The 24,007-nt window shown below is 56.2% G+C and carries 21 protein-coding genes; 17 read left to right on the plus strand and 4 right to left on the minus strand.

Annotated features, from left to right (window positions below; genetic code table 11):
- Positions 1 to 40 precede the first annotated feature (40 nt).
- On the minus strand, positions 41 to 1,045 hold the full coding sequence (locus CDH48_RS01045; protein ID WP_100686850.1) for a metalloregulator ArsR/SmtB family transcription factor: 1,005 nt from the start codon (positions 1,043 to 1,045) through the stop codon (positions 41 to 43).
- Between the two features lie 255 nt (positions 1,046 to 1,300).
- Here CDH48_RS01045 and tkt point away from each other — a divergent pair, with 255 nt between their 5' ends.
- The 9 genes from tkt to CDH48_RS01090 all read left to right on the plus strand — a co-directional run bounded on the left by tkt (position 1,301) and on the right by CDH48_RS01090 (position 11,821).
- Complete coding sequence (gene tkt / locus CDH48_RS01050; RefSeq protein ID WP_100686851.1) at positions 1,301 to 3,301, plus strand: transketolase; 2,001 nt, start codon at positions 1,301 to 1,303, stop codon at positions 3,299 to 3,301.
- A complete protein-coding gene (locus CDH48_RS01055; protein WP_100686852.1) occupies positions 3,301 to 4,332 on the plus strand; it encodes a type I glyceraldehyde-3-phosphate dehydrogenase in 1,032 nt (343 codons plus the stop codon). Before tkt ends, CDH48_RS01055 begins: the two co-directional genes overlap by 1 nt.
- 201 nt (positions 4,333 to 4,533) lie before the next feature.
- Complete coding sequence (locus tag CDH48_RS01060; protein WP_100686853.1) at positions 4,534 to 5,694, plus strand: phosphoglycerate kinase; 1,161 nt, start codon at positions 4,534 to 4,536, stop codon at positions 5,692 to 5,694.
- Between the two features lie 219 nt (positions 5,695 to 5,913).
- Positions 5,914 to 6,978, plus strand: coding sequence for a class II fructose-bisphosphate aldolase (fba, locus tag CDH48_RS01065; protein ID WP_100686854.1), 1,065 nt, complete (start codon positions 5,914 to 5,916; stop codon positions 6,976 to 6,978).
- A gap of 262 nt (positions 6,979 to 7,240) precedes the next feature.
- Positions 7,241 to 7,981, plus strand: coding sequence for a type 2 periplasmic-binding domain-containing protein (locus tag CDH48_RS01070; RefSeq protein ID WP_100686855.1), 741 nt, complete (start codon positions 7,241 to 7,243; stop codon positions 7,979 to 7,981).
- Positions 7,982 to 8,236: 255 nt separating this feature from the next.
- Positions 8,237 to 9,919: an AMP-binding protein gene (locus CDH48_RS01075; protein WP_100686856.1), complete on the plus strand. Its 1,683-nt coding sequence runs from the start codon at positions 8,237 to 8,239 to the stop codon at positions 9,917 to 9,919.
- A 49-nt stretch (positions 9,920 to 9,968) separates the two neighbouring features.
- Entirely contained in the window at positions 9,969 to 10,730 is a 762-nt protein-coding gene (locus tag CDH48_RS01080; RefSeq protein ID WP_100686857.1) for a metallophosphoesterase, read from the plus strand.
- A 135-nt stretch (positions 10,731 to 10,865) separates the two neighbouring features.
- Complete coding sequence (gene tehB, locus CDH48_RS01085) at positions 10,866 to 11,435, plus strand: tellurite resistance methyltransferase TehB (RefSeq protein WP_100686858.1); 570 nt, start codon at positions 10,866 to 10,868, stop codon at positions 11,433 to 11,435.
- 44 nt (positions 11,436 to 11,479) lie between these two features.
- The gene (locus CDH48_RS01090) at positions 11,480 to 11,821 is read left to right on the plus strand and encodes an antibiotic biosynthesis monooxygenase family protein (protein WP_100686859.1); all 342 of its coding nucleotides are present in this window, start codon (positions 11,480 to 11,482) and stop codon (positions 11,819 to 11,821) included.
- A 112-nt stretch (positions 11,822 to 11,933) separates the two neighbouring features.
- On the opposite strand, the gene CDH48_RS01095 is transcribed toward CDH48_RS01090, so the two are convergent.
- On the minus strand, positions 11,934 to 13,823 hold the full coding sequence (locus CDH48_RS01095) for a potassium transporter Kup (RefSeq protein WP_100686860.1): 1,890 nt from the start codon (positions 13,821 to 13,823) through the stop codon (positions 11,934 to 11,936).
- Between the two features lie 204 nt (positions 13,824 to 14,027).
- Between CDH48_RS01095 and CDH48_RS01100 the strand changes: the two genes are divergently transcribed.
- The 5 genes from CDH48_RS01100 to CDH48_RS01120 all read left to right on the plus strand — a co-directional run bounded on the left by CDH48_RS01100 (position 14,028) and on the right by CDH48_RS01120 (position 18,667).
- Positions 14,028 to 15,332 carry a ferredoxin reductase family protein gene (locus CDH48_RS01100; protein ID WP_100686861.1) on the plus strand — a complete coding sequence of 435 codons (1,305 nt, stop codon included), beginning with the start codon at positions 14,028 to 14,030 and terminating at the stop codon, positions 15,330 to 15,332.
- Between the two features lie 236 nt (positions 15,333 to 15,568).
- Positions 15,569 to 16,207, plus strand: coding sequence for an SDR family oxidoreductase (locus CDH48_RS01105; RefSeq protein ID WP_100686862.1), 639 nt, complete (start codon positions 15,569 to 15,571; stop codon positions 16,205 to 16,207).
- 20 nt (positions 16,208 to 16,227) lie between these two features.
- Positions 16,228 to 16,782 (plus strand): YgjV family protein, encoded by a 555-nt coding sequence (locus CDH48_RS01110; protein ID WP_100686863.1) that lies wholly within the window; start codon positions 16,228 to 16,230, stop codon positions 16,780 to 16,782.
- A gap of 112 nt (positions 16,783 to 16,894) precedes the next feature.
- A complete protein-coding gene (locus CDH48_RS01115; protein WP_100686864.1) occupies positions 16,895 to 17,350 on the plus strand; it encodes a GatB/YqeY domain-containing protein in 456 nt (151 codons plus the stop codon).
- A 96-nt stretch (positions 17,351 to 17,446) separates the two neighbouring features.
- Positions 17,447 to 18,667 (plus strand): MFS transporter, encoded by a 1,221-nt coding sequence (locus CDH48_RS01120; protein ID WP_100686865.1) that lies wholly within the window; start codon positions 17,447 to 17,449, stop codon positions 18,665 to 18,667.
- A 38-nt stretch (positions 18,668 to 18,705) separates the two neighbouring features.
- Here CDH48_RS01120 and CDH48_RS01125 read toward each other — a convergent pair whose 3' ends face one another.
- Together CDH48_RS01125 and CDH48_RS01130 are read right to left on the minus strand one after the other, a co-directional pair.
- Positions 18,706 to 19,599, minus strand: a complete 894-nt coding sequence (locus CDH48_RS01125; RefSeq protein WP_100686866.1) for a patatin-like phospholipase family protein — start codon at positions 19,597 to 19,599, stop codon at positions 18,706 to 18,708.
- Between the two features lie 68 nt (positions 19,600 to 19,667).
- A complete protein-coding gene (locus tag CDH48_RS01130; RefSeq protein WP_100686867.1) occupies positions 19,668 to 20,648 on the minus strand; it encodes a ribonuclease Z in 981 nt (326 codons plus the stop codon).
- A 284-nt stretch (positions 20,649 to 20,932) separates the two neighbouring features.
- On the opposite strand from CDH48_RS01130, the gene CDH48_RS01135 reads away from it, so the two are divergent.
- The 3 genes from CDH48_RS01135 (at position 20,933) to CDH48_RS01150 (ending at position 24,005) form a co-directional block, all read left to right on the plus strand.
- Positions 20,933 to 21,340 (plus strand): TraR/DksA family transcriptional regulator, encoded by a 408-nt coding sequence (locus CDH48_RS01135; RefSeq protein ID WP_100686868.1) that lies wholly within the window; start codon positions 20,933 to 20,935, stop codon positions 21,338 to 21,340.
- Positions 21,341 to 21,382: 42 nt separating this feature from the next.
- The gene (locus CDH48_RS01140) at positions 21,383 to 22,561 is read left to right on the plus strand and encodes an RtcB family protein (RefSeq protein WP_188437603.1); all 1,179 of its coding nucleotides are present in this window, start codon (positions 21,383 to 21,385) and stop codon (positions 22,559 to 22,561) included.
- Positions 22,562 to 22,886: 325 nt separating this feature from the next.
- Positions 22,887 to 24,005 (plus strand): baeRF11 domain-containing protein, encoded by a 1,119-nt coding sequence (locus tag CDH48_RS01150; RefSeq protein ID WP_100686870.1) that lies wholly within the window; start codon positions 22,887 to 22,889, stop codon positions 24,003 to 24,005.
- Positions 24,006 to 24,007: the final 2 nt, after the last annotated feature.

Genomic DNA, 24,007 nt, shown 5'->3' on the forward strand with positions numbered 1-24,007 from the left:
CCCTGCAAGGGCCGGAATATCGGGTTTTATGAAAGCCTGATCATCTCAGGGGTAACTGGGTTTTCCAGAACTCCCGCACCTGGATCTGGAAGCCGTTGCGTAAACCGATAAACAGCTGTTCCCCTGCTTTCAGGCCCGCCGCCGCAGCCCAGGCGGTGAGTTCTTCCGGCTCGAATCCCAGCCACAGATCGCCACAATTCTCTTTCGCCCAGTTCTGGTCGTGCCGGCACAGATCGCTGATCACCAGGCAGCCGCTGTTGTTCATCAGTGCAGCCGCATCGAGAAATATGTCTGCCGGGCTGGGTACGTGGTGCAGCACCATATTGGCCACCACAAGGTCAAACGCATCCCCTCTTGCCAGCAGTGTGTCGGTTACGCCTTCAATCAGGTCAATGTTGTTCAGGCGCTCCTCAATGCAGGTGCGCGTGGCCTTGGCGAGCATGTCCCGGCTGTTATCCAGGGCCACAACGTGTTCGCAAAGTTCGGACAGCACGGGTAAAAAGCCGCCTTCACCCGGGCCAATTTCCAGCGCTGTTTGCCACTGGCGTTTGCGTGTCCGCTTGCGGATCATGTCTGCCACGGGGGCCGCATACAGATCAAAGGCGGCAATCAGTTCCTGCTGCTCCCGGAATTGCTCCGAATGCCGGGAGAAAAACGCCTGCGACTGATCCGCTCGCTGGTTGCGGATAGATTCAATTTTTTCCTGCAGGTGGACGGGTAAGGGCGCGCGATCCACTGCTTCAAAAATCTGGCGAATGGTCAGATCCGTGGGCTTGTCGTTATCCAGATGCAGCGGGCGACGGTAAAAAATGGCGTTGCCTTCACGCTGTGGCTCCACCAGTCCCGCTTTGTGCATTACCTTCAGGTGATGGCTCATGCCCGATTGGCGCATATCAAACAACTGGCTCAGCTCCAGTACGCCAAAGGTATCCCGCCGCAGCACACGCAAGATTTCCAGGCGCAACGGGTCGCCGCTTGCCTTGTAGATCGGGGCAAGTACGTCCACGGAGGATATGGGGTGAGCCTGTGCATTCAATGTTGTCATGGTTGCGGAGTTTAAGTGGGTTGGAGAGCTCAATCAATAGGCATATCAAAATTTTTTGATATAGATTTATCATTCTTTGAAATCAGTCTCTTTCGGGGATCTGCGTCAGCATATTTACATAGAGGCTGCATGCCGATTTGCCCCGGCATACCTTAATCGGCGAAAATACGCGCCTTATTTTGAACAGCTTTTGATCGCCCTGTGAAAAGCGCTGGATTACTTCCTACTTCCCTGAAAAACATTGGAGAAACGTCAATGCCCTCTCGTAAAGATCTCGCCAACGCCGTTCGCGCGCTGAGCATGGATGCGGTTCAGAAAGCGAAATCCGGCCACCCGGGTGCGCCCATGGGCATGGCGGATATCGCCGAGGTTCTGTGGAATGATTACCTGAACCACAACCCGGCCAATCCCCGGTGGGCCAACCGCGACCGCTTTGTGCTCTCCAATGGCCACGGCTCCATGTTGCAGTATTCACTGTTGCACCTGAGCGGCTACGACGTTTCCATCGATGACATCAAAAACTTCCGCCAACTGCATTCAAAAACCCCCGGCCATCCGGAATACGGCTACACCCCTGGGGTGGAAACTACTACCGGCCCGCTGGGGCAGGGCCTGGCCAATGCGGTGGGTTTTGCGCTGGCAGAGAAAACGCTGGCGGCACAGTTCAACCGTCCCGGTCATAACGTTGTTGATCATTTCACCTACGCATTCCTGGGTGATGGTTGCCTCATGGAAGGTATTTCCCACGAAGTGGCTTCGCTGGCGGGCACCCTGGGGCTGGGCAAGTTGATCTGTTTCTACGATGACAACGGCATTTCCATTGACGGCAAAGTCGACGGCTGGTTCACCGACAACACCCCACAACGCTTTGCAGCCTACGGCTGGCAAGTGCTTGCCGGTGTTGATGGCCACGATGCCGAGGCCATCAGTTCTGCACTGGAAGTGGCTCGCACCAACATCCGCAGGCCCACGCTGATCTGCTGCAAAACCGTGATCGGCTTTGGCTCACCCAACAAGCAGGGCAGCGAATCGTCCCACGGTGCGCCCCTGGGTGATGACGAAATTGCACTGACCCGCGAAGCCCTGGGTTGGGCCCACGGGCCGTTTGAAATCCCGGCGGATATCTATGAAGCCTGGAGCGCCAAAGATAAAGGCGCCAGCGCAGAGAGCGCCTGGAACGAGACCTTTGCCGCCTATGAGAAAGCCGAGCCGGAACTGGCAGCCGAGCTCAAGCGCCGCCTTGCCGGTGATCTGCCTGCTGACTTCGCTGAAAAAGCCCAGGCCTACATTCAGGAGTGTCAGGACAAGAGCGAGACAGTTGCCAGCCGCAAGGCGTCCCAGAATACCCTGAATGCCTATGGCCCGTTGCTCCCGGAACTGCTTGGCGGTTCTGCCGACCTTGCCGGTTCCAACCTCACCATCTGGAGCGGATCCAAAGGCATCAGCAAAGAAGACCCCAGCGGCAACTACATCTATTATGGTGTGCGTGAATTCGGCATGGCCGCCATCATGAATGGCATCGCCCTGCACGGTGGTTTTGTTCCCTACGGCGCCACCTTCCTGATCTTCATGGAATACTGCCGCAACGCCGTGCGCATGGCTGCCCTGATGAAGCAGCGGTCTATCTTCGTGTTCACCCACGACTCAATCGGCCTCGGCGAAGACGGCCCTACACATCAGCCGGTGGAACAGCTTGCCAGCCTGCGCACCACACCCAACATGAGCACCTGGCGCCCGGCCGACGCAGTAGAATCCGCCGTGGCCTGGAAAGCCGCTCTGGAGCGTAAAGACGGCCCGACGTCCCTGGTCTTCTCCCGCCAGGGCCTGCCCGGCCAGGCACGTGATGCACAGCAGTTGGCGGATGTAGCCAAAGGCGGTTATGTATTGTCTGACAGCGAAGGCACTCCGGAACTTATCCTGATTGCCACGGGCTCCGAAGTTGGCCTGGCGCAGGATGCCGCCGCCAAACTGCGGGAGCAGGGCAAAAAGGTACGTGTTGTTTCCATGCCCTCTACCGATGTATTTGATGCCCAGAGCGCGGATTACAGGCAGCAGGTGCTACCGCTGGAAGTCACCAACCGCCTTGCTATCGAAGCGGCGATTGCGGATTACTGGTACAAGTATGTTGGTTTGGATGGCCGTATTGTAGGCATGACCACCTTTGGTGAATCTGCGCCAGCCGGTGAGCTGTTCAGGGAGTTCGGCTTTACCGTCGAGAACGTCCTGGAAGTGGCTGCAGAACTGCTGGACGCCTGATGACAGATTCTGCGCCTTTTCGTATTGCCATCAACGGGTATGGCCGAATTGGCCAGTGCGTGCTGCGTGCCCTCTACGAAAACGGTTATCGCGACCACCTGCAGGTGGTCGCGATTAACGAGCTTTCCGATATCGACACGATCGCGCACCTGACCCGCTACGACTCCACCCATGGCCGGTTTTCCGGAAGTATTGCGGTGCAGGGGCAGAACCTGATCATCAATGGCGACCCCATTCGCGTGCTCCGGCATTCTGACCCGGCGGAACTGCCCTGGGATGAGCTGAACGTTGATCTGGTGCTGGAATGCTCCGGCTCCTACTCAGACCGGGTGACTGCCGAGCTGCATATTCAGGCGGGTGCGAAACGACTGCTGTTTTCCCAGCCTGCGGAATCGGACGTGGATCGCACGGTGGTCTACGGCATTAACGATGCCGATATTACCGCCGCCGACCGTATAGTGGCGGCAGGTTCCTGCACCACCAACTGTCTGGTGCCGGTGATTGCCGTGCTGGATAAAGCCTTTGGTGTGGAGCAGGGCAGCACTACCACCATTCACGCCGCCATGAACGATCAGCCGGTAATTGACGCCTACCACCATCAGGATCTGCGCCTCACCCGGAGCGCACTTCATAATATAGTACCGGTGGATACCGGGCTGGCGCGGGGCGTTGAGCGGCTGCTGCCGCACATGGAAGGCCGGTTCAGCTCAGTGGCCCTGCGCGTACCCACCATGAACGTGTCTGCTATCGACATGGTGTTCAACGTGCGAGAAGCCACCGACGTGCCCTCCGTAAACCGTGTATTGAAAGACGCAGCGGATGGCCCGCTAAAAGGCATACTCGGCTACACCGACGAACTGCTGGCCAGCTCAGACTTTAACCACGATTCCCACTCCGGCGTAGTAGACGGCGGCCAGACCCGCGTAACCCGGGGTACCATGGTGAAAGTGCTATGCTGGTTTGATAACGAATGGGGATTTGCCAGCCGCATGCTGGATGTAAGCAGAGCCTGGCTGCAGAGGGTGGGGTAATGCATCACGCTCCCCCTCTCCCCAACCCCTCTCCCTCGGGGGGGAGAGGGGCTTTAAAGCGTGCCACATAGCCGGGGGATTATCAGGCTACGATTGTGTTGCTCCCTCTCCCCTCGAGGGAGAGGGCCGGGGAGAGGGGGCGTTACGACCTCACTCCCCAAAAATTCATTGTCAACAACCCGAAACAACGGAACCCAGATCATGGCCATCAAAAAAATGACCGACCTGAACCTCGCTGGCAAGCGGGTTCTGATCCGCGAAGACCTCAACGTGCCGGTAAAGAACGGTGTGGTTTCCAGCGATGCCCGTATCCGCGCATCCCTGCCGACCATTAAAGCTGCAAGAGATGCTGGCGCCAAAGTCATGCTGATGTCCCACCTGGGCCGCCCGGAAGAAGGCGTGTACGACGAAGCCTCCTCCATGAAGCCGGTAGCCGACCACCTCACCAAAGCCCTGGGCCAGGAAGTGCGCCTGATCAAGGATTACCTTGGTGGCGTTGAAGTGGCCGACGGCGAAGTGGTTCTGTTCGAAAACGTTCGCTTCAACAAAGGCGAAAAGAAAGACGACGAAACCCTGGCCAGGCAATACGCAGCTCTGTGTGACATCTATGTGATGGACGCCTTCGGTACCGCCCACCGCGCCCAGGCATCCACCCATGGCGTTGCCCGCTTTGCCCCCGAGGCCTGTGCTGGCCCATTGCTGGCGGCAGAACTGGAAGCCCTGGGCAAAGCTCTGGATAACCCGGCCAAGCCGGTCGTTGCCATTGTTGGCGGCGCCAAAGTCTCCACCAAGCTCGACGTGCTTAACGCCCTTGAGAAAGTCTGTGACCAGATCATTGTAGGCGGCGGTATCGCCAACACTTTCCTGGCGGCAGCCGGACACCCGGTGGGCAAATCCCTGTGCGAGCACGAACTGCTGGATGAAGCCAGAGACATTGCCTCCCGCGTAAATATTCCGCTGCCGGTAGATGTGGTGGTTGCCAGCGAATTTGCTGAAAACGCCACAGCCACCATCCGGAACATCTCAGACGTTACCGAAGACGACATGATCCTCGACGTAGGCCCGGAAACCGCAGGCCAGTTCGCCGAACTGCTCAAGAACGCCAAAACCATCCTGTGGAACGGCCCGGTAGGTGTGTTCGAGTTTGACCAGTTTGGCAACGGCACTAAAACCCTGGCCGAAGCCATTGCCGAAAGCGACGCCTTCTCATTGGCTGGCGGTGGCGACACAGTGGCCGCCGTTGACAAATACGGCATAGCTGACAAGATCTCGTATATTTCCACCGGCGGTGGCGCCTTCCTGGAGTTTGTGGAAGGCAAAGTGCTGCCCGCCGTTGCCGTACTGGAAGAGCGCGGAGCGTAGAGCGCCCAAACGAAAGACAGAATCGCAAGGTAGGTGTGGTGGGGTTTCCGGGACTGTCGGCAGCAGGGATGCTGCCGTCAAGCGTACAAGGACGTATTCACAGCGTGTCCCGGAAACCCCACCACACCTGCCGTAGCAGTCTCCAATTCTCAGAAGCCTGCGCCCAAACAAGTTAACCACGATTGCCCCAAACTGTTATTTAAACAAGGAGACAACCAAATGGCCCTGATTTCGCTGCGGCAACTGCTGGATCACGCCGCCGAGCATGGTTACGGTGTGCCAGCCTTTAACGTAAACAACCTGGAACAGATGCGCGCCATCATGGAAGCCGCCGACAAAACCGACTCCCCGGTGATTGTTCAGGCCTCCGCCGGTGCCCGCAAATACGCCGGAGCCCCCTTCCTGCGCCACCTGATCCTCGCCGCCATTGAAGAGTGGCCACACATCCCGGTGGTTATGCACCAGGATCACGGCACCAGCCCCGCAGTGTGCCAGCGCTCCATCCAACTGGGCTTCAGCTCCGTAATGATGGACGGCTCCCTGGGCGAAGACGGCAAAACGCCTACAGATTACGAGTACAACGTAGACGTAACCCGCCGCACAGTAGAAATGGCTCACGCCTGTGGCGTATCCGTAGAAGGCGAACTGGGCTGCCTGGGCTCCCTGGAAACCGGCCAGGCCGGTGAAGAAGACGGCATCGGCGCCGAAGGCACCCTGGACATGAGCCAGATGCTCACCGACCCGGAAGAAGCCGCCGACTTCGTGAAGAAAACCCACGTAGACGCGCTGGCCATCGCCATCGGCACCAGCCACGGCGCCTACAAGTTCACCCGCCCACCCACAGGCGACATCCTGGCCATCGAGCAGATCAAAGCCATCCACAAACGCATTCCCGATACCCACCTGGTTATGCACGGCTCCAGCTCCGTACCCCAGGAGTGGCTGAAAATTATCAACGAATACGGCGGTGAGATTCCCGAAACCTACGGTGTGCCGGTTGAGGAAATTGTAGAAGGCATCAAGCACGGTGTGCGCAAAGTAAACATCGACACCGACCTGCGCCTGGCAAGCACCGGGGCTGTGCGCCGCTTCATGGCCCAGAACCCGGCCGAGTTCGATCCGCGCAAATTCCTGAAAGAAACCATGAAGGCCATGACCGATATTTGTGTCGCGCGTTACGAAGCCTTCGGCTGTGCCGGCCAGGCCAGCAAGATCAAGCCAATCAACCTCGAGCGCATGTATATGCGTTATGAGGCTGGTGAGCTGGATCCGAAAGTCAAGTAAGCTGCCGTAAAACAGCCCCGGGCGCCCGGTCCGGGGCTGCAATTTTCTATCCGAATACCCCTCCCAAACGAAGCCGGCAGCTCAGGAGTTCAAGAATGGGCGAACGCAGCAACAACGGGCATTGGGCGGCAAAGAGATATGGCGCAATGGTGTTATTCACCCAACGGTTTATACAGCTTTATTTACAGGCTCTCTTAAACTGGCCAAGGCAACGTTGGACAAGCGAAGGCCTATCCCTACCGATCACTGGGAGGAGTACCCGATGAGAATAGGCCTGTTGATTATTCTCGCATTCTGGTTCCTTCCAGTTTCGTCCCAAACGCTACGGGTCATGGGGGCGGACGAGGGTTTTCTGCCATTTTACTACGGTACAGGCCTTGACAAGGGCGTTTTCGTCGAAGTGATCAATGAGTTCGCCTTGGAGACCGGTATCACGGCCAGTTTTCGCCCCATGGCGCGCAAACGCCAGGCTTGGGCCCTGGAAGAAGGCCTGGCCAACGCCGTTTTCGCCAATCCGCTGTGGATGCCGTTGCCGGGCCGAATGCATGCCGTCGGGCCGGTGTTAACCTGGCGTGACCGTGTGTTTGCGCAACCTGGCCTGCAACCAGACTCCATCAATGACCTTCAGGGCAGCATCTGTCTGCGCAGGTGGTTTGTCTACAGTGACCGACTGGAGCGGCGGATCGGTACCGACCTGGTTCGCTATGACGCGTACAATGCCCAGCAAATGCTTCGCATGTTTCTGCTCAAACGCTGCGATTACCTCGTCATGGCCGAAATGGAGTTCCGGTTTCTGGCACTGCTGGGGAAATTCGACGCGGCCCCCTACAGCACGGATTTGATAGTCGCCGAATGGCCGGTCTATCTTGGTATTCTAAAAACCGAAGTGGCTCTGATTGAAGCGGCGGAAGATTTTTTCGCTACCCACCCGATCGATGTGGAGGCCATGCTACCCAGACTGCCGCCGCCGGACCGGAAAATCACGATTCTGCCGGAAAAGTAGGGCAGTTGGCGGGCAGGTGACTTGTTAAAGGTCAGGCAAATAAAGGCGTTCGAACCGAAACAGATCGCGATTGAGGTCGTGCAGATCACGCCTTGGGGGTTTCCTTGCGTTCATGGCAGTTGCTCAGATACTCAGCTAAACTTTTGTTTTATGGATCGATAGACTAGAACTTTCTGCAAGACTGAGCAGAAAACCACAATACAACAATTATAACGGCCGGTCCGGGACCGCCGACTTTAAAAAAAGGAGAAAGCGATGCAATCGGCAGACGCATTCAAGGCGGCTCGTCAGCAACTGCTGGACCTGCGCGAAGACTACGACCGCGCCTACGAGACCTTTAAATGGCCCGAGCTGAATGAGTTTAATTGGGCGCTCGACTGGTTCGATGATTACGCCAAAGACAATGAGAAGATTGCGCTCTGGCTGGTGGATGACGACGGCAGCGAATTCCGCTACAGCTTCGAACAGATGCGACAGAGATCCAATCAGGTAGCAAATTTTCTGCGTGACCAGGGGCTCGGACGCGGCGATACCCTGCTGATCATGCTCGATAATGTGAGCGAACTCTGGGAGACCATGCTGGCCGCGATCAAACTGGGTGCCATCGTTATTCCGGCCAGCACGCTGCTATCCAGGAAGGATCTTGGCGACCGGCTGGGGCGCGGCGGCGTCAGTCATGTCCTCACCACCAATGAACATGTTCCCAGATTTGAAGGCGTGGCAGAGGGACTGACCCGCATCGTCGCAGGTGAACCTTGCGAGCAGTGGATTGATTACCAAAACGCCTATGCCTACGAGAAGAGTTTCAAGCCGGAAGGCGTAACCCACGCCACTGACCCGATGCTGCTGTATTTCACGTCGGGTACCACCTCTCTGCCCAAGCTTGTGTTACATACGCATCAAAGTTATCCGGTGGGTTCACTGTCGACTATGTACTGGCTGGGCCTGCAGCCTGATGATATCCATTTCAATATCAGCTCCCCCGGCTGGGCCAAGCATGCCTGGTCCAACCTGTTCGCGCCCTGGGATGCCGGCTGCACGGTGTTCATCTACCGCCAACCGCGCTTCGACGCGCCCGCAACGCTAAAAGTGATCGCCGACAAAGGCGTAACCTCCCTGTGCGCGCCGCCCACTGTATGGCGCATGCTGATCCAGGAAGATCTGGCGGCTTATGATGTGAAACTCAAAAGCCTGGTCGGCGCGGGCGAACCGCTTAACCCGGAAGTGATTGCACGCGTAGAAAAACTCTGGGGTCTCACGATCCGCGACGGTTACGGCCAGACTGAAACCACGGCCCAGATCGGCAATCCGCCGGCACAGAAAATGAAATCCGGTTCGATGGGCCGGCCCTTGCCTGGCTACAAGATCACATTGCTCGACCCGCACGATAAGGAAGTCACCGAAGGCGAGATAGCGATCGATGTGCGTAGCCAACGCCCGCTTGGACTTATGCAGGAATACCGCGACGATCCCGAGCGCATGGCTAAGGCGCTGCACGACGGTTTTTATCGCACTGGTGACGTGGCCAGCCGGGACGACGACGGCTATTACTGGTACGTCGGCCGCGCAGACGACGTGTTCAAGAGCTCGGATTATCGCGTTAGCCCGTTTGAGCTGGAATCGATCCTCATCGAGCACGAATCCGTGGCCGAGGCCGCAGTAGTGCCCGCGCCCGATGATGTGCGGTTAAGCGTGCCCAAAGCCTATATCGTGCTGCGCCGCGATTTCGAGCCTGGCCCGGAGGCGGCAAAGGCCCTGTTCGCTTTCATCCGCGAGCGCATGGCGCCCTACATGCGGATTCGACAGATAGAATTTGCCGAGTTGCCCAAAACCATTTCCGGCAAGATTCGTCGTGTTGAATTACGCACCCATGCTGCCAGCGGTGAACAGGGCGAGTATGCCTACACCGAAACGGATTTTCCCGAGTTAAAGGGCTGACCAAAAAGAATCTGAAAGGTGTTAGCGCCGATTTTACAAGGAGATAAGATTGCGCTTGCGAATACTGTCGGATTTGCACGTTGAGTGTTTTCAGGAAGGTCGTGAGCTTCCCGATGTGGCGGCGGATGTGGTTATCCTTGCAGGAGACATCCATCGTACAACGGAGGGCCTGGCCTGGGCAGCCGAGCGGTTTGCCGGACAGGAGATCATCTACGTTCCGGGTAATCATGAGTTCTACGGAACAAGCATGCCCGAAACCCGTAATGCGTTGCGTGCCGACGCCACGCGCCTGGGAATACACCTGCTTGATAACGACACGGTGAACCTTGGCGGTGTGTGTTTCCATGGCACTACGTTATGGACAGATTTTGGTCTGTATAACGGCCAGCCTGGCTACGATCCGTTGCAGACTGAGCGGCGCGCACTGGCGTTCATGCCCGATTTTCGCATTATCGAGCAACCAGCGGGCGAGGTGTTCAGGCCGGAAGAGAGCCAGAGGCTGCATGCCGAAGCCATGGCCTGGCTAGAAGCGGCACTAAGTGAACCCTGCCCGGGGCCGCGGGTGGTGATCAGCCATCATGCGCCGTTACCTGAATGTATCCCACTGAAATACCAGGGGGATTCGTTGTCGCCGGCTTTCGCTTCGGACTTGCGGGCGCTGATGGGGAAGATGGATCTGTGGGTCCACGGTCACGTTCATGAACCCGTTGACTTACAGGTTGACGGCACGCGCGTGTTCGCTAACCCCGGTGCCTATCCGAACGAATATGAGCCACCACTGTTTGCTGCAGACAGAATTCTTGAGGTGTGAGCGCACAACGGTTTTCGGGGTGCCAGGGCTCATGGTGGGGCTGTCTCGAGGCCATGAAGGCTTTGATTTAAGCCATTTAATTCTGCCCGAAAACCAGTATCATGGATGCCTCAATTAAAGAGTCGAGTGAATACCATGACAACAGATCTGAATAGCCGGTACGGTTTGAATCCTGCACACAGTGAGCTGGTAGAGGCGTGCAAGGTTATTGAACCCTGCAAAGCCCTCGACATGGGCTGCTCCAATGGCCGCAACGCTTTATACCTGAGCCAGCTCGGCTTTGGCGTAACCGCCGTTGACAACAACCCCGGCGCTATCAACATGCTGAGGCAAATTGTTGGCGAAGAGGGAATAACCAATATCGATGCGCTGGTTTACGACATCAATAACGCCGAGCTTGGTGCGGACTATGGGTTGATTGCCTGCACCGTAACCCTGATGTTTCTGGACCCGGATCGTGTGGATGCGGTTATTGCCAATATGCAAAAGCACACTCTGCCCGGTGGCTATAACCTGATTGTTTGCGCCATGAATACTCCGGAATACCCATGCCCCGTTCCCTTTCCGTTTACCCTTGAATCGGGGCAGTTGCGAGCGGCTTACGAGGGATGGGAGCTGGTTAAGTACAACGAGGATTTAGGCACTATGCACAACGGTGCGCAGTTGCAGTTTGCCACCCTGTTGGCCCGTAAAACTGGCCAGTAACGAACCTATCGGCTGTTTTATCTTTGACAATAGCGGAGGTATGAATGAAATACATCTTTGAAGTGCATATCAAAGAGGGTTATACCGCCGAGGATTATGCGGATGCCTGGGTGCGTGCCAGTGAGTTGATTCAACGGGCACCGGGAGCGCGTGGAACCGAATTGCACCGCAAGATCGGTGATCCGGATACGCTTATTGCCATTGCCTACTGGGACAGCAAGGCCAGCCGGGATGCGATGGAGGCGCAACACAATCCCGATGTGGCGGAGATTATCCGCAGTGCTGCGCCTTTTTGCGAAATCCGGCCCCTCGGAGAGTTTGAAGACCCGGAATGGGTGGTTAATCCGACCCGTGGGGTTGGCAAAGGTGCTTCCCCGCGCCGGTAAGGTCACACCTGAAACCTCTGGGCGGGAGTTCAGCCGGCGGCTCCCGTTGCCAGTCTCCATAGCGCGATTGAGGGCCAAATGGAGAACCTCGGACTAATAACGGAATATTCATTTAAATACCAAGCTGCAGGCCGATCTCAATGACCCGGGCAGAGGGAATCCGGTAAAGCGATGTCGCGTGCAAAGTATTGCGAACCATGAATGCAAAGAGTTTATCGCGCCAAGCCATCATGCCGTCCTTCTTCCGATCTGCAATTACCGATATCCGGCCCACGAAGTAAGTGGCGTCGTCCAGGTCAATCGGTAATTCGTGGTGCTCAATGCAGTAGGACAAATCCGACGGAATATTGAACCCCTGCATGAAGCCATAGTTGAGTTGTACGGCATACAATCCCTGGCCGAATGCTTTTACGTGTATACGTTTGTCATTGGATACCCGCGGATCACGCGTCATTTTCACGGTAACAATCACGACCGCTTCAGGCAGCAGAATGTTGTGCTTTTTCAGCTGAATCAGCGCATTGGGCACTTCTTCCGCCCGGGCGGTGAAAAATATGCCAGTACCAGGCGCGCGTTGGGGTGGGTCATGCTCCAGGTTACCCAGCAGGGTTTCAATGGTAATTGTATTGGCTTCGTAGGACTTGAGCAGCAGTTCGGTGCCGCGGCGCCAGGTAACAATCACGGTGAAGATGATCGCTCCCATGGCCACTGGGAACCAGCCACCCCGCGGAATGGTTTCCGCATTAGCGGTAAGAAATGACAGGTCAACCGTCAGAAACACCAGCAGAAAGATACCCGCTTTGGCCAGGCTCCAGCCGCCTCGTTCCCGCGCCACATTGAACGCCAGAATGGTGGTTACCAGCATGGTGGCGTTCACACTGATACCGTAGGCAGCAGCCAGGTTGTCGGATGAACCGAACGTCAGTACCAAGGCAACCGCTGCAATCATCAGAAACCAGTTAATGCCTGGCATATAAATCTGGCCGTGCGAGTACTCGGATGTTTGCTGAACCCGCAAGCGCGGCATAAATCCGAGCTGCACCGCTTGCCGGGTAAGTGAGAATGCCCCGGTGATCACTGCCTGCGAGGCAATGATCGTCGCTGCGGTAGCTAAGCCCACCAGCGGCAACAACGCCCAGTCCGGCGCCAGATGAAAAAATGGCTGCAGGGGGCCGTCGGGCCTGTCCAACAGCAAAGCACCCTGGCCAAAATAGTTCAGTAACAGGGCCGGTAGCACGAAGCAAAACCAGACCATCCTTATTGGGGTGATTCCAAAATGCCCCAGGTCTGCGTAAAGGGCCTCTCCACCGGTTACCACCAGAAACACGCCGATGAGCACCAAAAATCCCGTCAAGTTATTGCTCGCAAGAAACTGCGCTGCGTGCCAGGGCGCCACAGCCCTGAGCACTTCCGGATGCCCGATAATGCTGTTCACTCCCAGCGCCGCCAAAGCCAGAAACCAGACAACCATAATGGGGCCGAACATCACTCCTACCCTGGCAGTACCGTACTTCTGCACAGCAAACAGCAGGATCAGGATGGTAATGGTTATTGGCAACACATAGTTGTGCAACGACGCTGCTGCAACCTCGAGCCCCTCCACGGCGCTCAGTACTGAGATAGCCGGCGTCAGCATGGTGCCCCCATAGAGCAGGCCTGCGCCGAACAGGCCGATAAGAATCAGCGTGCGGCGCGACCGGCTGTTCTGGTCCTGATCTGGCCTCAGCAAGGCCAGCAAGGCGAAGATGCCGCCCTCGCCATGGTTGTTGGCGCGGAGAATAAAAACCATGTACTTGAGGGAGATGACGATGATGAGAGCCCAGAAGATCAACGACAAAATCCCAAGAATATTTGCCTCGTTGATAGGCACAGGGCTAACCCCGCGAAAACACGCACGCAAGGCGTAGATCGGGCTGGTGCCTATGTCACCGTATACAATGCCTAGCACCGCCAGGCCAATCGCGGAGCGACCAGGCTTCACCGTCTCACCGGGTTTAGCCATGCCTTTCCCTTCTTTTTGAATTCAGGCTCTCTCTGTAGTTTAGTCGCTGAATGGCTTATGCCAATAGAAACGCTGCTATTGCCAGATGAAGCCTTGCACTTGTAAGAAATCGGGAAGGCTGGCTTGTGTTCGCTACGACGACGTTGCCAGGGGATCTGTGTAAGACTAGATTTGAAGTCCGGTGGACGTGAACGAGGCAGACCGATGAAACCACTCTTTTTGATCATGGCTTACCTTGTTGCTGTCACGTTGCCGTTGATCTTGTCCGCGTGGGTAGGGGGACCTCCTCGTCCGTTCCATCAGGAACTGGCATCCGGCCTTGGTATCCTGGCGTTCTCTATGGTTCTGATGGAATTCATCCTGTCGGGTCGTTTCAAGGCCATTTCAAACGGCGTCGGGCTGGATGTGACCATGCGGTTCCACCAGATGATGGCCCGCACGGCACTGGTCTTTGCGTTGCTGCACCCGTTTCTTTACCAGGGAACACCGTCGGGTGGGCAGCGCCCGTGGGATCCAACGCGCGAACTGACGATCACGACCGATTTCTCCGCTCTGTCCACAGGCATTGTCGCCTACCTGCTTCTTGCGAGTCTTGCTCTGCTGGCTATCGGGCGCACCCAACTGGACTACAAATACGAGACATGGCGCCTTTTACACGGGATCGGCGCTCTCTTGATCGCGGTTCTGCTATGGCACCATACCGTGTATGCAGGGCGTTACGGATCGCAACCTGTGATGACCTGGGTGTGGCTGGCAATGACTGGAGTGGCTGTGGGGTCGCTACTCACTGTTTACCTGCTGATTCCCCTACTGCAGAAGGCACGGCCGTGGCGCGTGGCTTCCGTAACCCAGTTGACGCCAAAGCAATGGGAAGTGACTGTAAAACCTGACGGTCATAGTGGTCTCGACTACAAGGCGGGGCAGTTCGTCTGGCTGAATGTAGGTAACAGTCCGTTCTCGATGAAGGAAAATCCGTTCTCCATTTGCTCAGCGCCGGCGGCTGGGCCAGAGATATCCTTTATGATCAGAGAGCTTGGCGACTTCACACGAACCATCGGCCAGATAAAAACCGGAACAGTCGCCTATCTTGATGGCGCTTATGGCAACCTTTCCATTGATGGCCGTACGGAACCCGGGGTCGCTCTTATCGCGGGTGGCGTTGGCCTTGCTCCGCTGCTGGGCATACTCAGGCAAATGCGCCTTACCGGCGATTCGCGCGAGGTGAAGTTGATCTATGGAAACCGGGTGATTGATCAGGTTGCCTATCGTGATGAGCTGGGTGCGGACGACGTAATCTACGTGCTGTCAGAACCGCCAGAAACCTGGCAGGGGGAGACAGGCGTGATAGATGCAGCACTGATGGATCGTGTCTTTTCAGAGAGGGAGTTCAGCGAATGGGTCTTCGTGATGTGCGGCCCCAGGATCATGATGGATGTTGTCGAAGATCACCTGATCAATAGGGGCACGCCCTCTCATCGGATCCTTTCGGAGCGATTTAACTATGACTAATTCAATCAAGCGTTTGAGCCCGCGGCGACGGGTTTCTCTGGTCATCTGGGCTCTGAATATCACATTGTGCGTTAGTCTTCTCGTTTTTGTGTTGCGTTAGTTGGTGGCTTGAGGCTGTTCAAACTGCGGCCTTACCGGCAGGAAGCGTTTGAAAACCCTATCCCCACTGCCTTGAATTGTGCGTACAGTGTACTCAGCTATACAGTTGTTCACACCAAACAGTTAGGAGATCCGTCATGCACGTGTTCATTGCAGGAGCCAACGGGCAAATCGGGCAACACCTGTTGCGGGAAATGGCCGACAGCGACCATGAGGTACGAGCCTTGATCCGGCACCCGGACCAGGGCCCGGAATTGCAGCAGTTGGGCGCTACGGAAACCGTGCTCGGTGATCTGGAGCAAGACTGTAGTGAGGCCATGAGAGGATGCGATGCGGTTATCTTTACCGCCGGATCCGGCCCTCATACCGGGCCCGATAAAACCATCGATGTGGACCAGAACGGGGCTATCCGGCTGATAGACACGGCCAGAGCCATGGGTATCAAACGTTTTATCATGGTGAGTTCAATGCGTGCCGAGGAACCCGAAAAGGGGCCGGAAAAACTCCGCCATTACCTATGGGCAAAACGTAAAGCCGACGATCACCTGAAAAACAGCGGTTTGGATTACACCATTGTTCGCCCGGGGCAGTTGACCGATGCTGAAGGGACAGGCAAGGTTTCGGTGAGTGCCAGGCTTGAGGATTTTGGCAAGATTCCACGCCAGGATGTTGCCCGTGTACTGCTGGCAGTGCTGGATTCGGATACAGTCACTAACCGCGTCTTTGATGTGGTATCCGGTGACACGCCGGTGGCTGAAGCGCTGGCAAACCTGTAACGGCTGCCACTTCTGCCTGCATGTTCCAGGGGATGAGTTACACCGCCTTGGCGGGACAGATAGTCAGCTTGATTGCGCTGGGCTTTTGTATTGTCGGCTTCGCCAGCAAGCGCGATGACCGGTTATTGGTGCTGTTGATTTCAGCGAACGTGGCCTTTGCACTGCAGTTTGCCCTGTTTGGCAGTTGGACGGCGGCGATACTGAGTTTGCTGGTGATCGGTCGCATCTTGCTGGCTCGGCGTTATGTGGGCAACTGGCAAGTCATGCTGGCCGTACTGGCAGTGAATCTGGTGGCTGCAGTGCTGACCTGGCGCAGCCCGGTGGATTTTTTCGCCATTGCGGCGGCTGTTTTCGGCACCCTTGGCATGTTCATGCTAAGGGGCATTCCCATGCGGCTGATGCTGGCTGCCGCCGCCTTTGCCTGGATGCTGAACAATATTGTTATCGGTTCGGTTGGCGGCACACTGGCGGAAGCCATGGTATTGGTGGTCAATTTCATTACCATCTGCCGGCTAGCAAGAATGAAGCGGCGTTATCCCGGGGCGCTCGGCAAAATAAAAGAGCCGGGAGCATAACAGCTGTTTATTTGGCGCCAGGGCCCGCGGCCCGTTAAACCTGACACCTCTCACACACCTCTGCACAATATGAAATCAGCTCTTTCTCAATCGTCGGAACAGGAGACCGGAAATGGCGGAAGCATCACTCAAGGAACAACTGGGCAACGCAGTAAAAAACGCGATGCGAAACAAGGATAAAACCCGGCTTGGCACCCTTCGTATGGCTCAGGCTGCAGTCAAGCAGATCGAAATTGATGAGCGCCGTGATCTGAATGACGAGGATGTTCTGAAGGTACTGGACAAAATGCTCAAGCAGCGCCGCGATTCTGCCCGTCAATACGACGATGCAGGCCGCAAGGAGCTGGCCGACAAGGAGCGGGAGGAAATGGCCATTATTGAGGAGTTTATGCCCGCAGCCCTTGCCGAGGAGGAACTGGACGATCTGATCCGCTCGGCAATCAGCGCAACCAACGCCCAGGGAATGCAGGATATGGGGCGTGTGATGAATGAGCTGCGGCCTCAGGTGCTTGGCCGGGTGGAAATGGGCCACCTGAGCAAAAAGGTGCGAGCCGCGCTGGCGGGCTGAAATCCAGAGCGGGCCGCTGGCCGCAGCTCGTCAATCTTTCCGGGTGCCTTACGAACCGGGCAGCCGGGATGGGGGTTTGATGCCGGAGAAAGTCGTGTGAAGTCCATATCGAGTACAGGATTTGCCTTGTTCGGCGCATCGCTGATTGCAATCAGTTACGGCCTCGCACGCTTTGCATTCGGTCTGTTCGTGCCGCCCATACGCGCCGAACTGGGTCTGACACCGGATATGATCGGCATCATTGGCGCGCTACCCCTTATCAGTTTCCTGTTGGCGGCGCTGGTTGCTCCCCTCGCGGCCAATCGTCTTGGCGCCCGCAACACGGCGGTGCTCTCTGGTGGATTTGGTGCGGTGGGGCTGGTGCTGATAAGCCAGGCTTATGGCGCCCTGTCGCTTGGTATTGGCGTGTTTGCTTGCGGCATTTGCACCGGCCTGTCGATGCCGGCACTTACGGCCGCTATGCAGGTGCTGGTAGACCGTTCTGTACACGGGCGGGTCAGTTCGGTGATGAACGCCGGTACCAGTATTGGTATTGCCATTGCGGTGCCTGCCGTTCTTTTCATGGCCGATGTCTGGCGTTTTGCGTATATGGGGTTTGCCATTCTGGCGGTGATCGGAGTGTTCGCTGCCTTGTATGTTATTCCTTCAGTGTCCCGTGTCACTCCGGCCAATGCGGCACACTCGCCTCCGATCAGCACTCTGCAGTGGTGGCGCCTGTTCAGGCTGTCGCTCTTTGCTTTTGTGATGGGCTTTGTCTCGTCCGCTTACTGGATCTTCGCTCCCGATCTCGTGGTCACCCTTGGCGACCTGCCGCCTGCAGAAGCCGGGTGGCTCTGGCTGGCGGTTGGTATCGCCGGGCTTGGGGGTGCTGTGGTGGCAGACCTTGCCGACCGTAACAATCCGCCAATCACTCAGGCGCTGATGCTGATGATGCTCGCGGCGAGTCTGGCATTGCTGGCTGCCAGCCCCGGTCAATTGGTGCTTGCAGCATTTTCCGGGCTGGTCTTTGGCCTCGCCTATATGAGTCTGACGGGCCTTTATTTGATGACCGGCATCCGGCTGCTGCCTGGCCGATTGTCCATGGGGCCGGTACTTCCATTCATGGCCGTTTCGCTCGGTCAGGCGGCGGGGTCACCCATTGTAGGCATGTTGGTTAACAGTGTTGGTTACAGCAATGCGTTTGCCACCTTCGCTGCAATTGGCATTCTGGCAGCTCTGCTGTCGCCTTTTTACCCGCGCTACCTCGATCCTGATTCCGATGAGGAGAACAGGGGCCTTCAGGCGGCGTATGATCATCAGCTCCGGGACGAAGGGTGAGTTTTTGAGACTTTCGGGCGCCATCGTTTTTTTAGTCGTTAGCTTCGATTACGACTGGAGACAGCCTGGTTTTTGAAGTCCTTGATAATCTCGGGTACCTTGAGAGGCAGTAAACTCCGGACGGCTTTTAAAAGATACCTAACAATGTTTACCCGCTTGTACCAGAGCACACGGTGAATTTTCTTTTTCATGGGGTGGTAGCCTTCCATGTACAGCTCCTCAATGCACTTGGCGTTGTTGGTAAGGCTGTAACGGCTTAGATCCAGTGGCACCACAATATCTGCTTTTTTCAACTGCTTGCGGGTATTGAAATCGATGGCGATATTGATAGCGTTGCTGATTACATCAAACGTATCGTCCGGTTTCGGGTACCGGCGGACATGGCTCAGATCAATCGCCACGATAATACCGGCACCCATTTTCTCCAGTGGCGAGATCGGAACATTTTCAACCAGCCCGCCGTCTACCAAAATGCGGCCATCCACCTCTACCGGCACAAACAGCCCGGGAACAGCCATAGATGCGCAAACGGCCTCCGCCAGATTGCCTTTCCGGAACACCAGCTGTTTGCCTGTTTCGATATCCGTTGCGCAAATGGCCAGGGGGGTTTTGGCATCTTCGATCAGGCAGTCTCCCAGATCCCTGTGGATCATTTCCCGAATGGCTTGCGTGCTGAACAGGCCGCCGCGTTCCAGAGTAAAATTGAGTATCTTGGACAGATTCAGTGTTGAACCAATGGAGAGAATGGACTCTGCCGGGCGGCCAAAGGCGTAATAGCTCGCAACCAGCGCGCCCACACTGGTGCCTGAAATGCAATGAATCCGGATTTGCTCCTCTTCGAAAGCCCTCAAAACACCTATGTGGGCAATGCCTTTGGCAGCACCGCCTCCCAGAGCCAGGCCGATGCGGGTGTTAAAGGGGTTGAGCTTCATGCAGAAGGGCCTGTTGCGGTTTAAGAAGGGGAGATCCCGGCGGATTTTAGCAGACTTGGCCGCTGATTTTATAACGGGTGTGTCTGGCCCAGGCAGGCCAACGACAAATCTTTCTCCAGCCGGTAAGTGTCTAAGTCACGCGCCAGAAACAGTTGGCCCCGGTAGTGCTGCATAGCCTCGGCGGCCAGTTGGTTAATGTTGGGCGTGCCACCCGGCGCGGAGTGGTAGCGGGAGCTGAAATGGGTAAGTACCAGATTGGGCAGCCGGGCCTGCTGGGCAAACCGGGCCACCTGTTCGGCGGAACTGTGTTGTGGCCAGGGGCCAACCCGCTCGGCTACGCTCTGGGTGTAGGTGGCCTCGTGAACAAGTACATGGCTGCCGTTGCAGGCCTCGCTCAGCAAGGTTGGGTCGTCATTGTCGCCGGCGACGATCAGGCGGCGCGCAGTGCGGGGGATGTGAGTGTAATCATCACTCCTTAGTATGCGGCCGCCCTCCAGAGTTACGTCATTGCCTTTTTGCAACTCGCCCCAGCTGGGCCCGGACTCAATACCATTCGCCTTCAGCTTGTGCTGCAGCAGTTGCCGCTCCAGATTTCGCTCAGTAAACACGTAGGCACGGCAGGGTACCCGGTGAGATAGTGCTACGTTGGTTACTCCGAAGTGCTGATCCTGCCAGTAGAATCCCGGTGCCTCCGAATTAATGAAGTTCAGATCATAGCTCAGGCTGGAGTCGCTGCTCTCAAGTGCCGCGTTGATGAAATGCTGTGTCTGAACGGGGGCAATAATGTCCAGAGGTTCGTCGCGGCCGAGCATGGAGGCGCTGGTGAGCAGGCCTGGCAGGCCGAACGTATGGTCACCGTGGATATGGGTGATGAATATGGCCCGCAACTGCATAACAGAGTAACGGGTTCGCAACAGCTGGTGCTGGGTGGCCTCGCCGCAGTCCACCAGGTACCAGGGTTTATGGCCAGAGCGGGAAAGGGCCAGGGCGGTTACGTTGCGTGAACGTGTCGGAGTACCAGCGGATGTGCCCAGAAACGTGAATTCCATCGTGCCTCCTTTCGAATCAAATGCGCTGAAATCCAAAACGCCCGATGCATTATGCGTTGCAACGGGCGTTTCGAGAGTAACAGTTGTAAACCTGGTTGAGCACGTCTCCCCGTTGGCACTGGCAAAATAACAGTGTCACAGCCGTGCCAGAATGGATTCTGTCTCACCCGCCTCTTGTCTTGGTACTTGCCAAGCGCTATGGTCAAATGGCAACCAAGAGGGTCGGGCTGTGCGCTGGCGCAGGCCGATGCCTATCTCTGTCCCCCGCTGATTGTGGTGTCATTATGAGCACTCCTGAAAACTCCCTGACAAAAGAGCAAATCGCACATTTCGCGCAACGAATCGACGAACGCAAAAAACTTTTACTTGATGAAATACGGCAGGTGCTTGCACGTTCCGGTGGCGAGCACTATGTCGATCTCATCGGCGGGGTGGGCGATTCCGGCGATGAGGCGGCAGCTTCACTGATTCGTGATATCAATGAAGCTGAGGTTATCCGCGATATAGGGGAGGTACGTGACATCGCTGCGGCGGAGGATCGAATCGCGGCCGGAAGTTACGGCCTGTGCACCGATTGTGCGGAGCCCATCCGGTACAAACGGCTGGATGCCTATCCGACCGCTAAACGTTGTTTTGCATGCCAGGTGGTGCGTGAAAGAACGCTGGCGCCTTCGCCTTACACAGGCCGATAATCAACAAGAGGATAGGCCTCTTTACTGAAATATGGAGGTGGCATGCATACTAACGGAATAGCTATCATTGAAACGGAGAAGCTACCGATAAAACTGTGGCTGAAAGAGGATCAAATGGATGAAGGCGCGCTGGAACAGGCGCGAAATCTTGCCAACCTTCCCTTTGCCTTCAAGCACATCGCTATCATGCCCGACACCCATGAGGGATACGGCATGCCCATCGGCGCCATACTGGCCACTAAAGGCGCTATTGTACCCAACGCCGTCGGTGTGGACATTGGCTGCGGAATGTGTTCCTTGCGAACCAATCTGACAGATATCGCAACAGAGGATCTGAAAGCCATCATGGGAACCATCCGCAACACCGTTCCTGTGGGTTTCAATCACCACGAAACGCAGCAAGACGAAGCGTGGATGCCCGAGAGAAAGGGCGAGTTGCCCATCGTCAACCAAGAGTACGAAAGTGCACTGTATCAGGTTGGCACACTGGGTGGCGGCAACCACTTTATTGAAATACAGAAAGGCTCGGATGGCTATATCTGGATCATGATCCACTCCGGCTCGCGCAACATCGGTTTCACGGTCGCCAATCATTACAACGACGTGGCAAAGCAATTGAACAAAGAAGCCAGCGACGATGTGATCGTGGCCCAGGAATTGGCCTATATTCCGGAATCGTCCGAGTATTTCGAGCTGTATAAGAATGAAATGAATTACTGCCTCGAATTTGCTCTGGCTAACAGAAAGCTGATGATGGAGAGGGTAAAGACAGCGTTCAGGGATGTTTTGCCTGACGTTGAATTTGCGGACTTCATCAATAAGCCCCATAACTTTGCCGCCGAGGAGGAGCATTTTGGCGAGACGGTCATCGTGCACCGAAAAGGCGCAACTCGAGCCCGCAAAGGAGAGTGGGGCATGATTCCAGGCTCCCAGGGCACGGGATCTTTTCTGGTAAAGGGCAAAGGTGAGGCACAGTCCTTCGAATCCTGTGCGCACGGCGCCGGCAGAATCATGAGTCGGACAAAAGCCCGTAAGACATTAGATTTGAAAGAAGAGATAAAATCCCTCGAAGATCGTGGCATATTGCACGGCATCCGCCACCGTGAAGATTTGGATGAGGCGCCGGGGTCTTATAAAGATATAGATGAAGTGATGAGAAACCAGGTTGACCTTGTTGAAGTGCAAATCGAATTACAGCCCCTGGCCGTCATCAAAGGGTAGCCCTGCCCCCTCTCCCCCCAAAGAAAGGGCAGGGGGCATGATCATCAGGTCTTTTTGCAATGATGTCTGAGCCGTCATGGTTAATACCGACGCGCTCTTCGGCGATATATGCTATATTAATACAGTTTTCAGTCATTAGTAAGTCGTTGAAAAAGATAGGAAATCACGATGTGACGAGCATGTCGGGCCGGGCTCAGGCTATCAAGGTAACGCCTGGTGCTTTATCTGGAATCCGATGGGCCAAGCTACTCCACAGGCTCTGAATCTGTTGTTGATGGCGGGCTAACCTGCCCGGTCAGCATTATAAACTTGCAGGAGGCTATTTATGTACTATGTAGACATGCCAAGCGCCAGGGAAATTGGCGATCTCAACCTGGTTCGCTCTGATGCGGCCGTTTCTATTTACCTGCCGACCACACCGCTTAGCCGTGAAGTTGAAGCCAGCCGGATCAATCTCGGAAATCTGGTTAAAAAGGCCGTGAGCCAGCTTGAAGCCTCGGGCTTCGATAAGCGCCGTATTGTGTTATTGCAGGAACAGTTTGATGACCTGCTGGCGGATGACGAGTTCTGGAGCCACCAGGCCAACAGCCTGGCAATACTGGCTACGCCTGAATCCTTGCGCACTTACCGCATGGCGAACAAGCTGGGCGAGATTGTTGAGGTGTCAGACCGGTTTCACCTCAAGCCACTGCTGCGCGCCATTACTTTCCCCCATGTTGCGCACATTCTGGCCCTCTCAGAGAACGCGGTGAGGCTCATCGAAGTGTCCGCAGACATGCCCGCCAGGGAAGTCAGCGTACCGGATATGCCGTCAGACCTCACGGACGTGGTCGGTAAGGCAACCATTAAGGACTATACAGGTACCGGTCACCGGCAGGGTGTGCAGGGGCATAACTCCTATCTGGCACGCTATGTGCGCAAGATAAACGCGGTACTGCGCCCGGTACTCATGCGCTCGGACCGCCCGCTCATATTGGCGACGGCCAAGCCTCTGGAGGCGCTGTTCCGCTCGCTGAGTTCAATTCCGGCGTTGCCCGACACGATTGCCGGTAACCCGGAACATTTGACCGATGCCGAACTGGCAAGCGCTGCAAGGCCCGTTCTCGATGCCCATTACGCAGAGCAGATCAAAGACTTTCACCGGTTGTTCGAAGACCGGACCGGCCAGAACCGGACGACAACGGATATTTCTGATGCAGCGCGACTGGCTACCTTCGGCGGCATCGATCAACTGCTGATTGATATCGACAGTGTTGTTGATGGTTTTGTAGACGACGAAAGCGGAGAAGTCAGGTTCGGTTCCGAGCCAGACGCCGCCAATTACGGCATTGTTGATGAAATTGCAGGCCGGGCGCTTCGCACCGGTGCCAGAGTGATGGCGGTTCGCAAGGAGGACATACCCGGGCATCATGACCTGGCTGCAATCTCGCGCTACCCGATCTGATG

This window comes from Marinobacter aromaticivorans (assembly GCF_002806975.1).
In the GTDB taxonomy this organism is placed as follows: Bacteria; Pseudomonadota; Gammaproteobacteria; order Pseudomonadales; family Oleiphilaceae; genus Marinobacter; species Marinobacter aromaticivorans.